The organism is Bacillus sp. FSL H8-0534, assembly GCF_038005885.1.
GTDB classification, from domain to species: Bacteria; Bacillota; Bacilli; order Bacillales; family Bacillaceae_G; genus Bacillus_A; species Bacillus_A pseudomycoides.
Genome location: NZ_JBBOUC010000001.1, coordinates 4,707,964 through 4,722,216, shown reverse-complemented (window position 1 = coordinate 4,722,216; position 14,253 = coordinate 4,707,964). Strand labels below are relative to the sequence as shown.

Annotated in this window: 12 protein-coding genes; all 12 read right to left on the bottom strand. The window is 37.8% G+C overall.

Going from position 1 to position 14,253, the window contains the following annotated elements:
• Positions 1–6 precede the first annotated feature (6 nt).
• The 12 genes from MHH71_RS24190 to pyrB all read right to left on the bottom strand — a co-directional run bounded on the left by MHH71_RS24190 (position 7) and on the right by pyrB (position 14,105).
• Complete coding sequence (locus tag MHH71_RS24190; RefSeq protein WP_033799068.1) at positions 7–444, bottom strand: DUF441 family protein; 438 nt, start codon at positions 442–444, stop codon at positions 7–9.
• A gap of 15 nt (positions 445–459) precedes the next feature.
• Positions 460–1,326, bottom strand: a complete 867-nt coding sequence (locus tag MHH71_RS24185) for a HesA/MoeB/ThiF family protein (protein ID WP_006095766.1) — start codon at positions 1,324–1,326, stop codon at positions 460–462.
• Between the two features lie 13 nt (positions 1,327–1,339).
• On the bottom strand, positions 1,340–2,188 hold the full coding sequence (locus tag MHH71_RS24180) for a HesA/MoeB/ThiF family protein (RefSeq protein WP_033798445.1): 849 nt from the start codon (positions 2,186–2,188) through the stop codon (positions 1,340–1,342).
• Positions 2,189–2,862: 674 nt separating this feature from the next.
• The gene (locus MHH71_RS24175) at positions 2,863–4,074 is read right to left on the bottom strand and encodes an IS110 family transposase (RefSeq protein ID WP_003203522.1); all 1,212 of its coding nucleotides are present in this window, start codon (positions 4,072–4,074) and stop codon (positions 2,863–2,865) included.
• A gap of 517 nt (positions 4,075–4,591) precedes the next feature.
• Positions 4,592–5,224 carry an orotate phosphoribosyltransferase gene (pyrE, locus tag MHH71_RS24170; protein ID WP_016116008.1) on the bottom strand — a complete coding sequence of 211 codons (633 nt, stop codon included), beginning with the start codon at positions 5,222–5,224 and terminating at the stop codon, positions 4,592–4,594.
• Positions 5,221–5,937 carry an orotidine-5'-phosphate decarboxylase gene (gene pyrF / locus MHH71_RS24165; protein ID WP_003199832.1) on the bottom strand — a complete coding sequence of 239 codons (717 nt, stop codon included), beginning with the start codon at positions 5,935–5,937 and terminating at the stop codon, positions 5,221–5,223. The genes pyrE and pyrF overlap by 4 nt, the downstream gene beginning before the upstream one ends.
• A gap of 2 nt (positions 5,938–5,939) precedes the next feature.
• Positions 5,940–6,851, bottom strand: a complete 912-nt coding sequence (gene pyrD, locus MHH71_RS24160; RefSeq protein ID WP_018764743.1) for a dihydroorotate oxidase B catalytic subunit — start codon at positions 6,849–6,851, stop codon at positions 5,940–5,942.
• Positions 6,848–7,627, bottom strand: a complete 780-nt coding sequence (gene pyrK / locus MHH71_RS24155) for a dihydroorotate oxidase B electron transfer subunit (RefSeq protein WP_033799069.1) — start codon at positions 7,625–7,627, stop codon at positions 6,848–6,850. The genes pyrD and pyrK overlap by 4 nt, the downstream gene beginning before the upstream one ends.
• On the bottom strand, positions 7,624–10,842 hold the full coding sequence (carB, locus tag MHH71_RS24150; RefSeq protein ID WP_033799070.1) for a carbamoyl-phosphate synthase large subunit: 3,219 nt from the start codon (positions 10,840–10,842) through the stop codon (positions 7,624–7,626). Before carB ends, pyrK begins: the two co-directional genes overlap by 4 nt.
• Positions 10,827–11,924 (bottom strand): carbamoyl phosphate synthase small subunit, encoded by a 1,098-nt coding sequence (locus tag MHH71_RS24145; RefSeq protein WP_018780905.1) that lies wholly within the window; start codon positions 11,922–11,924, stop codon positions 10,827–10,829. Before MHH71_RS24145 ends, carB begins: the two co-directional genes overlap by 16 nt.
• A complete protein-coding gene (gene pyrC, locus MHH71_RS24140; protein ID WP_018764747.1) occupies positions 11,921–13,207 on the bottom strand; it encodes a dihydroorotase in 1,287 nt (428 codons plus the stop codon). The genes MHH71_RS24145 and pyrC overlap by 4 nt, the downstream gene beginning before the upstream one ends.
• Positions 13,191–14,105, bottom strand: coding sequence for an aspartate carbamoyltransferase (gene pyrB, locus MHH71_RS24135; protein WP_018764748.1), 915 nt, complete (start codon positions 14,103–14,105; stop codon positions 13,191–13,193). The genes pyrC and pyrB overlap by 17 nt, the downstream gene beginning before the upstream one ends.
• Between the last annotated feature and the right edge of the window lie 148 nt (positions 14,106–14,253).

Here is a 14,253-nt window from a genome sequence, read left to right as displayed (position 1 = left end):
TCCCTTTCATTTCATAGAAATAATAGCTATTATTCCAGCCGCAATAATTAATCCGGCTGGTAAACCTTTTGTAAATAATACGGCAACAAGAGTCCCTATTAAGACACCTAACAATATCGTAGGATTCATAGATAGAATTCCTACACCTTTCCCTCCTATGTATGACACAGTGAAACCTGCAAGAATGGACCCTAATCCCATAGGGGAAGCAATTAATTTTACTACGTTTTCGTTTGTAATCTTCCCTGATGCAATTGGAATTAAAAAGAATAACATAAGAAAGAAAATACCAATTTGAAAAGAGTATTGTTGAATAAAATGTAATAAAGTTTTTTGTCCAACAGCAAGTAAAATTCCTAATAAGCAAGCCGCACCAGCTAGTGCATAATCCTTTATAAGCAGGGCGAGTATTACAATTATTCCAAGTAACAAAAAAGGAAGCATAATCTTTTCTCTCATCTATAGTGTGGTATAGTCCCAACTACCATTTTCCGGTATAGAGACTTGTACCATATTCTGGTTTGCAAGGTTAATTTGAATTAAATTTGGACTTATTACAGGTCTTAACTCTTCTCGATTTATCATAAATTTAAATGCTTCAAAGCTTGCTAGAATGCCTACTATATTCGCAACGGGAGACAATACAGCCCATGGACGATCTTTTTGTACATAACTGCTTGCCCATTTCTCATCCGCGCCATATGTAACGGAATGAAGAGCACGTCCATCTTTTAATTCATGAATTTTATTTTGCATTTCTGGTGTTAGCTCTTGTTGATAAGACGGATATCCTAACGCAATTTCATAGGGCGTAGAGTTAGGAGTTAAAGACATCACGCCACCTCTAAAGGGGGGTGTAACCGCAATCCAAATAGAAGGGATTCCTAGTTTCTGAGCTGTACGATGGATAATTACTCTCGCTACTAAATTGTCAGTTGCATCTATAATGGCATCTGCATTCGTTAGAAGTTCTAATGCATTGTCCTCGGTAACAAATTCTTTTGTTATCTCTATTTGTAATAATGGATTAATGTCTTGCAAAACTTCTAAAGCGACCTCTGCTTTTTGCTGTCCTAATTTACTGATGGAACTTAGCATTTGTCGATTGATATTGCTTGCTTCAAATACATCTTGATCAATAACATGTAAAGAACCTACACCCATTCGTGCCAATTGAATGAGTGTAATTCCTCCTACTCCCCCTGCTCCAACTACAGTAACGCGAGCATTTTTTAATTTTTCTTGCTCCTCTACAGAAATGACGCCAATATTTCGCGTGAAACTTTCTTCATATATATTTTGTGTATTTTTATTTTTTGTTAACAAATTATTTTCCTCCTTACAGTGTTGTATAATCCCAACCATCTTTTGGTGCATTTTTTACTTGGACGGGGTTCTGGCTATTTACATCAATAACAATCCCTTTTGGAGCTCTCGCTAACGGTTCACGACCAGTTAACACTTGGATTGCTTCATGAAAGCTAAATAATGACAATAGATGGGCACGCATCGGCGTGATAATCCATCCTGCTTTTCCATCACAAAAATCTTGTGCCCACTCTTTTGGTGCCCCTTTTTCTACAGAATACCAAGCTCGACTTTTCTTTATATCCGCAATTTGTTGTCTTAATTCGTGATTTGTTAATTTGCCTCCTACAATAGATACATTCAATGCTTCCTCATAAGGAATTCCAGTTGGAAAAAATGTAGAAACAAATCCTCTTGTGGGAGGACTACCTGACATCCCCACACTTGGTATACCTAATTCTCTAGCAGTTCTATGTATAATAACTCTTGAAGGCATATCATCTACGGCTTCTACTACAATATCGTGCCCTTTTATAAGTTCGATTACATTATCTTCATCTACTCTTGTTTGTATAAAGTTTGTTGATATATAGGGATGTATATCTTTTACAACCTGTTCTGCAACTTTTGCTTTTGGTTCACCTATAACACTAGAAAGTGCTAACATTTGTCTGTTAATATTAGATATTTCAAATTCATCTGGATCAACGCCTGTAATATGCCCAATCCCCATCCGAGAGAAGAGAATTGCTTCATATCCACCTACACCCCCTAATCCAAAAATAATAACCTTCTTATTTCGAAGACATTCTTGTTCCTGTTCAGAATACACACCAATATTCTTCTTAACCATTTCCCAATAATATGAATCCATATCCATTTTGAAGTCTCCTTTATATGTAGTAACCATTTCAAAAAAATAATTCCTGTATATAAAAATAGCCTAGAAGTATGTCTTTTTTGTGTGCTATTTGTAAAAAAATAGAAAAATCTTCAATTCTTATTTTTTTAACAAATGAATATCTCTCCATTTATCCCGCATTAATGGGCAGTAATACTCCCACCTCAAAATTCTACGAAAGCAAAGAAGTTAAGTGGGAGATACACTGCCCATAAAAGCCCGATTGGTTCAACTAATAATCAGTGGGAGATGGAGAAAACCCCCACTGATTAAAGTTTCACTTTATTAAAGAACTAAATAAATATAGCAATTTTTTTTTAGTTAACAGAAGATGTCTTCCGTTAACTTGTTAAACTTAATATATATAATAGATACTTTTTACAGAACACAATTGAAGAAAGAAGGATGATGATGGATTTTAAAACTTGGTTAAAAAATGAAGAAAAACGAACGAAAATCGCACCGTTACGAAAAGAAAACGATTTTTGATATTTCTTACGATTAGTCAATCCTTATTTTTAGATTTTTAATCAATTAAATATCGCAAAGCCTATATCATATATGTTAAATTTAATGCAAACTAAATACCCCTAATATGTATTCGTTTTTTTACTAGGGGGAATAAATATAGTATGATGAATGAGACTATGATTTTAGGCGGTTAACCGATAATCATAGTGTATATTATGTGTAATAAGGTAGAAGAGGAGCTTCAATAACTTATTTACACATGCGATTGACGCAACTTTATGACATTTGTTATAAGGTTGCGTTTTTAATTTATCATAATACTCAACAATGTGGTTCTGTCCGTAACGGCGTAGCTTTATCATGTTCTGGATAATGAGAAAAAGAAGCTTACGCAGATGCTTATTTCCACGTTTATTGATCTTATCTTTGAAAAAAGTTTTTCCTGATTGAAAACGGCGTATATCAATACCTGCAAATGCATTAAGTTGTTTGTTATTTTCGAAGCGAGTAATATCCCCGATTTCAGCTAACAAACGTATAGCCGTATTGGGACCTATTCCCGGAAAACTAAGAATAATTGGATATTCTGTGCGACTTTCAGCTAATCGTACCATTTTCGTGATACACTGTTCTTTTTGATAAAGGAGCTCCTGATAGCGTTTCGCGTACGATTTGAGTTGTTCACATAAAACGTCATCCTGACGTACGGCTGGATAAGAATACCTGGCAGCCTCAAGTACTTCCATAGCTTTCTTTTCTGCTATGCTGATTGAGATGTTTTTATTGGTATTCTTACGAATCTGATTCTTCATGACCGTTTTGGAAAGATTTTGAACAAAATCTGGGTGAGGGAATAATTGAACAAAGTTTAAAAATAAATCTGACTTAGTTGTGAAAATCTGTTCCAATTCCGGAAATGTCAACTGAATGACTTTATGCATCCGGCTACGAATCAAAGATAATTCGTCATCCAGTTCACTATAAAATCTTGAGAGTGATTTTAATTGATAAAATAAGTTATCTGTGCCTGTCTTTTCCCTCCGGGAAGCCGTGAAATGTGTGAGAGCTAATTGATGCGCGTCGCTTCTATCGGTTTTATGAATCCGTAAGGAATCGCATTGTAATTTCGCTTCTAAAGGGTTCAACAGAAAGTATTCAAACTTGTTATCTTGCATAAAACGCTCCAGTTGTCTCGAATAGACACCAGTTGCTTCGAACACAATATGAGGTGATTTTTTATTTTCATTCATAAGTTGATCTATTCGTTTTCGTAGTTCTTCAAAATCGGGCTTAGAATGATTGATTTCACTTTCAAAAATACATTGTTTTTGAGCATTATAAATAACCATATAACTCTTTCCCATACTAACATCAAACGCAATTACATGTTGCATATTTTGCCTCCTTATGTAGAATTGAAGTCCTCATCTTACTCTTATCGATTCCCATTTCTTATACACGATCTCAAGGATCCACATACTAAACTGATTCAAATAAGGCAAGTGAAGAAGGTCTGTTTTGGGTACGGATTTAAAATCCCAATATCAAAGCGACCTATTCTTCACTTCTACTATAAAAAAATAGTAGTGTAAACCAATGCCTTGGTTTACACTACTAATCTTAGTATGTTTTGGGTGTTATGTATTGTAAGATGTTACAAATACGAAAATCCACATAAAAATAAAAAAAAACCATTAAATAGTTTTTTGTCATGCCCATTTTTAGTGTATTCATAGAGAATCAATAAAAATGCACTACCATATTACCTTTTAGTATGCTTAGCTTGATAGCGATGTGTCGGGACCTCATCTAGAATAATAGTTAGAATTACCAGGATAAGAGGATATTTATCTAACCATATTTTCTATAAAAAACACGACCGCGTTTCCCCCGCGGTCGTGTTTTTTATAATTAGGCTGTAATCCAAGCCTCGTCAGCTGGATTTTTACGCCATTCTTGTAATTTTTTTGTTTCAGCTTGTCCGATCATACCTTTTTCTGCTGCCACTTCAGTTAATGCACTGTAGTCGCTTAGAGAATATGATGCTACGTTTGCTGCTGCTAGTTTTTCTTTTCCTGCTTCAAGCTCATACGTGAAGATTGATACGATTCCTAATACTTCACAGCCAGCTTCGCGAAGTGCTTCTACACAAGTAATTGCACTGCCGCCAGTTGAAATTAAGTCTTCTACTACTACTACTTTTTGACCTTTTTCTGCTTTTCCTTCAATCTGGTTCCCTTTACCATGACCTTTTGCTTTACTACGTACATAGCACATTGGTAAATCCATACGATCACTTACCCATGCAGCGTGCGCAATACCAGCAGTTGCTGTTCCTGCAATAACTTCTACAGTTGGGAAGTGTTCTTCGATTAACTTCTCTAATCCTGCCGCAATCGCTTGGCGTACTTTTGGATATGATAACGTTAAACGATTATCACAATAAATTGGTGATTTCATACCAGAAGACCATGTAAATGGATCATTTGGTTGTAAAAATACTGCGCCAATTTCTAATAGATGAGATGCGATTTCTTTTTTCATATTGTTACACCTTCCCACTGTTGTTTTACGGTTTTATACGCTTCAAGCGGATTTTCTGCCTTTGTAATACTACGTCCCACTACAATGTAACTTGAACCAAGTTCACGTGCACGCTTTGGCGTTGCTACGCGTACTTGATCATTAACATCATCGCTTGCAAGACGAATCCCCGGTGTTACTGTTACAAATGCAGGTCCGCATACTTCACGTAACTTTGGTACTTCTAGTGTCGAACATACAACACCATCAAGTCCACTTTCTTTCGTTAATTTTGCATAATGAGCAACCGCTTCTTCTAACGTTTTCTCAATACCAATCTCTTTTTTCATCATAGCTTCCGAAGTGCTTGTTAGTTGTGTAACTGCAATACAAATCGGTCTCTCTTTTCCTTCTCGCTTACCTTCCACTAATCCCTCAACCGCAGCTTTCATCATGCTACTTCCCCCAGCAGCATGAACATTTACCATATCAACATCTAGACTAGCTAGGCTGCGCATAGCGCTTTTTACTGTATTCGGAATATCATGGAGCTTTAAATCTAGAAAAATTTGATGCCCTTTTTCTTTTAAGTACGTAATGATAGCAGGTCCCTCTTTATAGAATAGCTCCATACCAACTTTGACAAATAACTGTTCCCCTTCAAAGTGGCTTAAAAACTGTTCTACCTCTGCCTTACCTGGAAAATCCAGTGCAACGATTAAAGACTGTGACATGTTTATTTCCAGCTCCTTCCCTGACATTCCGAAATGTGATCAAATCCTAATTCATCTAATAACGCTGGTAATTCTTCAATAATTGTTGGACATACGAACGGATCAACAAAGTTCGCTGTACCAACTGCAACTGCGCTTGCACCAGCGTAGAAGAACTCAATTACATCTTCTGCTGATTCAATACCGCCCATTCCGATAATCGGAATGTTAACCGCTTGACTCACTTCATGTACCATACGAATCGCCACTGGCTTAATTGCAGGTCCTGATAGTCCGCCTGTACGGTTTGCTAAAATGGGTTTTGCTGTTTTTAAATCTAGACGCATACCAAGCAATGTATTAATCATCGTTAATCCGTCTGCACCTGCATTTTCAATTGCCTTCGCAATCTCTACAATGTTTGCCACGTTCGGTGACAATTTCACATATACCGGCACTTCAGAAACCTCTTTTACTCGCTTCGTTAAATCAGCAGCAATTTCTGGGACAGTACCAAAAGCTATACCACCCGTTTTTACGTTTGGACAAGAAATATTTAATTCTAGCGCATGAACATTCGGTGCTTTTGAAATTTCCTTTGCAACTGCTACATAATCCTCAGCTTGTGAACCTGCAACGTTCGCAATAATCGGAAGATCGAATTGCTCTAGCCATGGTAATTCAGAAGTCATTACCTTTTCTAGCCCAGGGTTTTGAAGTCCGATTGCATTTAGCATTCCGCCTGGTGTTTCAGCAACACGAGGCGTTGGATTTCCATAACGAGGTTGTTCTGTCGTTGCTTTAATCATGATTGATCCAAGTACGCTTAAATCATAAAATTGCGCATACTCACGACCAAACCCGAAGCAACCAGAAGCTGGGATGATTGGATTTTTCAACGATAATCCTGGTAATTCAACTTGCAATCTGTTCATAGTACAACCTCCCCGATTGGAAATACTGGCCCGTCGCTACACACCTTCTTGTAAGAATGTCCGCTTGGATCTTCTTGCAAGTGACATACACATGCGAAACATGCTCCAATACCACAGCCCATACGTTCTTCTAGTGAAATGTAGGCTTTTTTCTCTTTATAACGACCTTCTAATGCACGTAACATTGCCAAAGGTCCACATGAGTATAAAATGTCAAAGTCGATTCCATAAGCATCAATCACATCTGTTACAAATCCCTTTGTACCATGTGTACCATCAACTGTTGCCACATACGTATCGCCAAGCTCTGCAAATTTCTCTTCGTAGAAAACAACATCTTTTGTTTGGAAACCTAAGATGTGAATGACACGTACACCCTTTGCAACAAGACGCTGTGATAACTCATAAAGTGGTGGTACACCAATCCCTCCACCTACTAATAGAGCTGTTTGCCCAGCTTCCGCTTCTTCTACAGGAAAACCATGGCCTAATGGTCCTAATACATCTACAATTTCACCTTGTTTTCTCTTTGCTAGTGTTTTTGTTCCTTGTCCTTCTGCACGATATAGCATTGTAAATTCGTTCTTGTCTTGATCGACATCACAAATACTAATTGGGCGGCGCAGAAGGGGCGTAATGCCCTCTGCTACCTTAATGTGTACAAACTGCCCTGGTTCGTTCATTTGCTGTACAAGATCACCTTGAAGCACTAATTCATAAATATTTTTTGCGATTTCTGTTTGGTTAACGACGATCATATTTTGCTTTTGCATCATGCATGTACCACCTCGTGACGCTGCGCTGGCGCGATTTCTTTCATTGCGTGAGCTGAGAATGTCATGGATTCTAGTACTCTTAAAATTGCTCTTGTTGTATCAAGTGAAGTTAAGCAAGCCACACCATTTTCTACTGATTCACGGCGAATGCGGAAACCATCACGCGCTGGTTGTTTTCCTTTTGTTAACGTATTGATTACAAACTGTGCTTTCCCTTGACGGATAATATCAAGTAAGTTGTAGTCTTCAGAATCAATTTTGTTTACAACTTGCACCGGAATGCTTTTCTCTGTTAACGATTGTGCTGTTCCTGCTGTTGCTAATAAGTTATAGCCGATTTCATGGAAGCGTTTTGCAATTTCCATTGCTTCTTCTTTATCTTTATCCGCTACAGTAATGATTACTGATCCGTGCGTTGGAATGTTAATTCCAGAAGCAACAAGTCCTTTATATAGTGCTTTTTCAAGCGTTAAGTCTTTCCCCATTACTTCCCCTGTTGATTTCATTTCAGGCCCTAATGTTGTATCAACTGAACGTAGTTTCGCAAATGAGAATACTGGAGCTTTTACATACACTTCATTCTCTTCTGAGCGATAGCCAGTTTCATATCCTTGTTCTACAAGATTTTGACCTAAAATAACTTTCGTTGCGATATTCGCCATCGGTACGCCTGTAATTTTACTTAAGAATGGTACTGTACGGCTCGCACGTGGGTTTACTTCAATTACATACACTTCGTCTTTGAATACTACAAACTGGATATTCAGTAATCCAACAATGTTTAATCCTCTTCCAAGTGCAATTGTATTTTCGATAATTTGTTCTTTCAGTTTTGCAGATAAGCTTTGCGGTGGGTATACTCCAATTGAGTCACCAGAGTGAACTCCAGCGCGTTCAATATGTTCCATAATACCTGGAATGAATACATTTTCACCGTCTGAAATTGCATCTACTTCAATTTCTTTACCAACCATATAGCGGTCAATTAATACTGGATGATCCGCATGAACTTTAACCGCATTTTTCATGTAATGCAGTAGTTCTTCTTGACGATATACGATTTCCATCGCACGCCCACCAAGTACGTAAGATGGTCTTACTAATACTGGGTAACCAATTTCTTCAGCGATTGCTACCGCTTGTTCTACAGTCGTTGCTGTTTTACCAACAGGTTGCGGGATACCAAGCTGTGTTAATGCTGCTTCAAATTTATCACGATCTTCTGCACGGTCTAAATCTTCAAGTGATGTTCCTAAAATTTTCACACCGTGTTCTTCTAATTTAGCAGCTAAGTTAATTGCCGTTTGTCCACCGAACTGAACGATAACACCTTCTGGCTTCTCTAAATCAATGATGTGCATTACATCTTCGATTGTTAATGGTTCAAAGTATAATTTGTCAGAAATACTGAAGTCTGTTGAAACTGTTTCTGGGTTATTGTTAATAATAATTGCTTCATATCCGGCTTCTTTAATTGCCCATACAGAGTGAACTGTTGCATAGTCAAACTCAACACCTTGGCCGATGCGGATTGGACCAGATCCAAGTACAACTACGCTTTTACGATCTGTAACGATCGATTCATTTTCATCTCCATATGTGCTGTAGTAGTAAGGTGTTGCAGATTCGAATTCTGCCGCACAAGTATCTACCATTTTGAATACTGGCGTCATGCTATTTTCTTTACGCACATCATAAATTTCACGTTCTGTTTTACCCCAAGCAGCTGCGATGTAATGATCACTGAAGCCCATTTCTTTTGCTTCTTGTAATACTTCCATATTTCCTATATTCGCTTTTACTTCGCGTTCCATGTTTACGATGTTTTCGACTTTTTGTAAGAAGAAGAAGTCCATTTCACACCATGCATTGATTTCTTCTTTCGTTACACCTTGACGGATCGCTTCTGCTACAACAAACAGACGCTCATCATCAGCTTTTATAATACGTTTTTTCATTGTTTCTTTATCAAGCTCTTTTAGATGCTCTAACTCTAAGTGATAAATGCCAAGCTCTAAAGAACGAACCGCTTTTAATAATGATTCCTCTAAGTTACGTCCGATTGACATAACTTCACCAGTTGCCTTCATCTGTGTACCAAGTGTTCTGTTTGCTGATTCAAACTTATCAAATGGCCAGCGCGGAATTTTTGAAACAACGTAGTCTAATGCTGGCTCGAAGCAAGCGTATGTTTTTTGTGTTACTGGGTTTACAATTTCATCTAATGTTAAGCCGACTGCAATTTTCGCTGCTAACTTCGCAATTGGATATCCTGTTGCTTTAGATGCTAGTGCAGATGAACGACTTACACGTGGATTTACTTCGATTACATAGTATTGGAAGCTATATGGATCAAGTGCAAGCTGAACGTTACATCCACCTTCAATTCCTAACGCACGAATAATTCGTAATGAAGTGTTACGTAACATTTGATACTCACGGTCACTTAATGTTTGGCTCGGCGCTACAACGATAGAATCACCTGTGTGAACCCCAACTGGATCGATATTTTCCATGTTACATACTACGATTGCGTTATCATTTGAATCACGCATTACTTCGTATTCGATTTCTTTACAACCAGCAATACTCTTTTCTAATAAACATTGCGTTACCGGGCTATGTTTTAAACCACTTGTTACGGTTTCAATTAATTCTTTTTCATTGTGACAAATACCGCCGCCTGTTCCGCCAAGTGTAAATGCTGGGCGAACGATTACCGGATACCCAATTTCTTTTACAAATTCATATGCTTCATCAAGCGTATGAATGATTTCACTTGGTGGTGTTGGTTCATTTAACTCTTGCATTAATGTACGGAATAGATCACGATCTTCCGCTTGCTCAATTGCTGATAATTTTGTTCCTAAAATTTCAACTCCACACTCGTCAAGCACACCTGATTTCGCAAGTTCAACAGCCATGTTTAAGCCCGTTTGACCACCTAATGTTGGTAAGATTGCATCTGGACGTTCTTTACGAATAATACGGCTTACGAATTCTAATGTTAATGGTTCAATATATACTTTATCTGCTGTTGCAGTATCTGTCATAATTGTTGCTGGGTTAGAGTTAACAAGGATTACTTTGTAACCTTCCTCTTTAAGAGATTGACAAGCTTGTGTACCAGAGTAGTCAAATTCCGCTGCTTGCCCAATTACAATTGGTCCTGATCCGATTACTAAAATTGTGTTAATGTCTAAGCGTTTTGGCATAACTCTTCCCCTTCTTTCTTGAAGTTTTCAATCATTATTAAGAAATCTTCGAATAAATCATTTGCATCTTCTGGTCCCGCTGAAGCTTCTGGATGATATTGCACTGTAAATGCTGGGAACTTCTTATGACGAAGTCCTTCTACAGTTCCATCATTTAAAGCTACATGCGTAATTTCAAGATCTGTATTTTCAACTGACGCTTCTTCTACTGCGTAACCATGGTTTTGAGAAGTAATTGCTACTTTTCCAGTTGCAAGATGTTTTACTGGATGATTTAAACCACGGTGACCGAATTTTAACTTACTTGTATTCGCACCAGATGCTAGAGCAAACAATTGATGTCCAAGGCAAATCCCGAATAAAGGTACTTTTCCGATGATTTCTTTTAACATTTCAATTGCTTCTGGTACATCTTTTGGATCACCAGGTCCATTACTTAACATAATTCCGTCTGGACTAAGGCGTAAAATTTCTTCCGCTGTTGTATTGTAAGGTACAACGATTACATCACAATCACGTTTATTTAGCTCGCGCAAAATACCGTGCTTCATTCCGAAGTCTACAAGTACAACACGATGGCCACGGCCTGGACTTGGATATGGATCTTTTGTTGATACGCGTTTCACATGATCTGTAAAGACTGTCGCTTTTAATTGGCTAACGATGTACTCTACATCCGCATCCATGTTGCAAAGACGCCCGCGCAGTGTTCCATATTGACGAATTTTCCGCGTTAATTTTCTTGTATCAATTCCTGCGAGTCCGGGAATATTTCTTTCTTTTAAGTAATCATCTAACGAAATTTCATTACGGAAGTTAGATGGGTGATCACAAATTTCGTTTACTATTAAACCATTTACAGATGGATGAATTGATTCGAAATCATCACGGTTAATGCCATAGTTTCCGATTAATGGGTACGTAAATGTTACAATTTGACCGCAGTATGATGGATCAGATAATGTTTCTTGATATCCAGTCATTCCTGTTGTAAATACAACCTCACCTGACTTTTCGATCTCTCCTCCGAAACCTTTTCCAATTAATACTGTTCCATCTTCTAAGATAAGCTGTCTTTTCATACTAATGCACTCTCCTTTTGCCATGCGATCTTACCGCCAACTATTGTCATAACCGGCCATCCTTGACACTTCCAGCCTGCAAACGGCGTATTTTTTCCTTTTGATAAGAATGTTGTTGGATCAATTTCTTCTTCTTGTTCTAAATCGATAATTGTAATATCTGCCGCTCTTCCTTCCTGCAAGCGACCTGCTTCTAAACCAAATGTATCAGCTGGTTTTTCTGTTAAGAATTGAATCAATTGTTCTAATGTGATAATCCCCTTTTTCACAAGGTTTGTATATAGTAATGGGAATGCTGTTTCAAAACCAGTAATTCCAAATGGTGCTCTTTCAATACCTTGTGCTTTTTCTTCTGCTGCATGCGGTGCATGATCTGTTGCAATTATATCGATTGTTCCATCTAATAATCCTTCAATTAAGGCTTCGTGATCTTCTTTTCCTCGAAGCGGTGGATTCATTTTAAAGTTTGGATCAACACCTGGGATATCATCTTCACATAATACTAAGTGGTGCGGTGTTACTTCTGCTGTCACTTTAATTCCAGCACGTTTTGCATCACGAATCACTCGTACAGATCCTTTTGTACTTACGTGACATACGTGATAGTGGCAATCTGCCGCTTCCGCAAGTAATATGTCCCGGGCAATATGTACAGATTCACATACTGATGGGATACCGTTTAATCCGTGTTCCTTAGAAAACTTCCCTTCATGTACACAACCTTTATTAATTAGTGTATTTTCTTCACAGTGTGCAACGACTGCCATATTTAATTTTGCTGCACGTTTCATAGCAGCTAGCATCATGCTTGCATCTTGTACGCCTACTCCATCATCAGTAAACGCGAATGCTCCAAGTTCTTTTAATGTTTCAAAGTCTGTCATTTCAGAACCTGCTTGACGTACTGTAATTGCGCCATATGGCAGTACATTTACATGTGCTTTTTCTTTAATTCGTTTTTGTAAGTCTTCCATATGTTCTTTGCTGTCTGGTACTGGGCGTGTATTTGGCATTGCGCAAATTGTTGTAAATCCACCTTTTGCTGCTGCAAGCGTACCTGTTTCAATTGTTTCTTTATGTTCACCACCTGGTTCGCGAAGATGAACGTGTACATCTACTAGTCCAGGTGCGATTAATTTTCCATTTACATCGATTACTTCAACATTATCTGCCGTAATATTTTCTGCTACTTTCGCAATTTTACCGTCTTGTACAAGAAGATCTGTTGCTACAATTTTTCCTTCTTCATTTAGATAACGTCCATTTTTAAACAAATAATTCATGTTTCATTCCTCCTAATACATTTGGTAATGCGCGTTTTAGTACAGCCATTCTTACGTAAACTCCGTTTTCCATCTGTTTGAAAATGCGGGAACGCTCACACTCAACGAGTTCGCTCGCAATTTCTACATCGCGGTTTATAGGAGCTGGATGCATAATAATGCTTCCTTGTTTCATACGTTTTTCTCGTTCAATTGTTAATCCGTGCTGTTCATGATACTCTTTCATGATGTCTGTTTCATAATGGTCATGACGCTCATGTTGCACACGAAGTAACATCATCACATCAACTTCTGGAACAAGTTCATCTAAACTTCTGTATGTTCCGAATGTGTTAGTTTCATCTTTCCACTCTTCTGGGCTAGCAAAGTAAATTGTTGCTCCTAGTTTCGTTAATGCTTCAGCATTAGAGCGGGCTACTCGGCTATGGCGGATATCTCCAACAATTGCAATCTTTAATCCTTCGAAGCTTCCAAACTCTTGTTTAATTGTTAAAAGGTCTAGCAAGCATTGTGTTGGATGATTTCCACATCCATCTCCAGCATTTAGGATTGGAATATTTACTTTATCTTTTAGCTCATCGAAGTAGCGATCTTGCTGATGGCGGATGACTACTGCTTTTGTTCCGATTGATTCTAGTGTTCTTATCGTATCGTATAATGTTTCTCCTTTTTGTACGCTAGAAGAATCTGCTGAGAAGTTTAATACGTCTAGTCCTAATCTCTTCTCGGCAACTTCGAAGCTAAACTTTGTTCTCGTACTATTTTCGAAAAATAAGTTCGCTACAAACGTTTGCTCTGTTGTTTTTTTACTTCTTCCATTTGCGAAATCTTCTGCGTCTTTTAGGATTTCTGAAATCTCTTCTTTCGATAATTCACTCATCGTTAACAAATGGCTCATTGTCATCCCTCATCTTTCTGATTTTTATGATAACACTTTTGTATTTATATAACAACTATTGCATAAAAATACCCTAATCGTATGAGACTAGGGTGCGAGAAAAAAGCCACCCTTTTCGGTCTCACAGGACTGAATTAAAAGGTTGTTT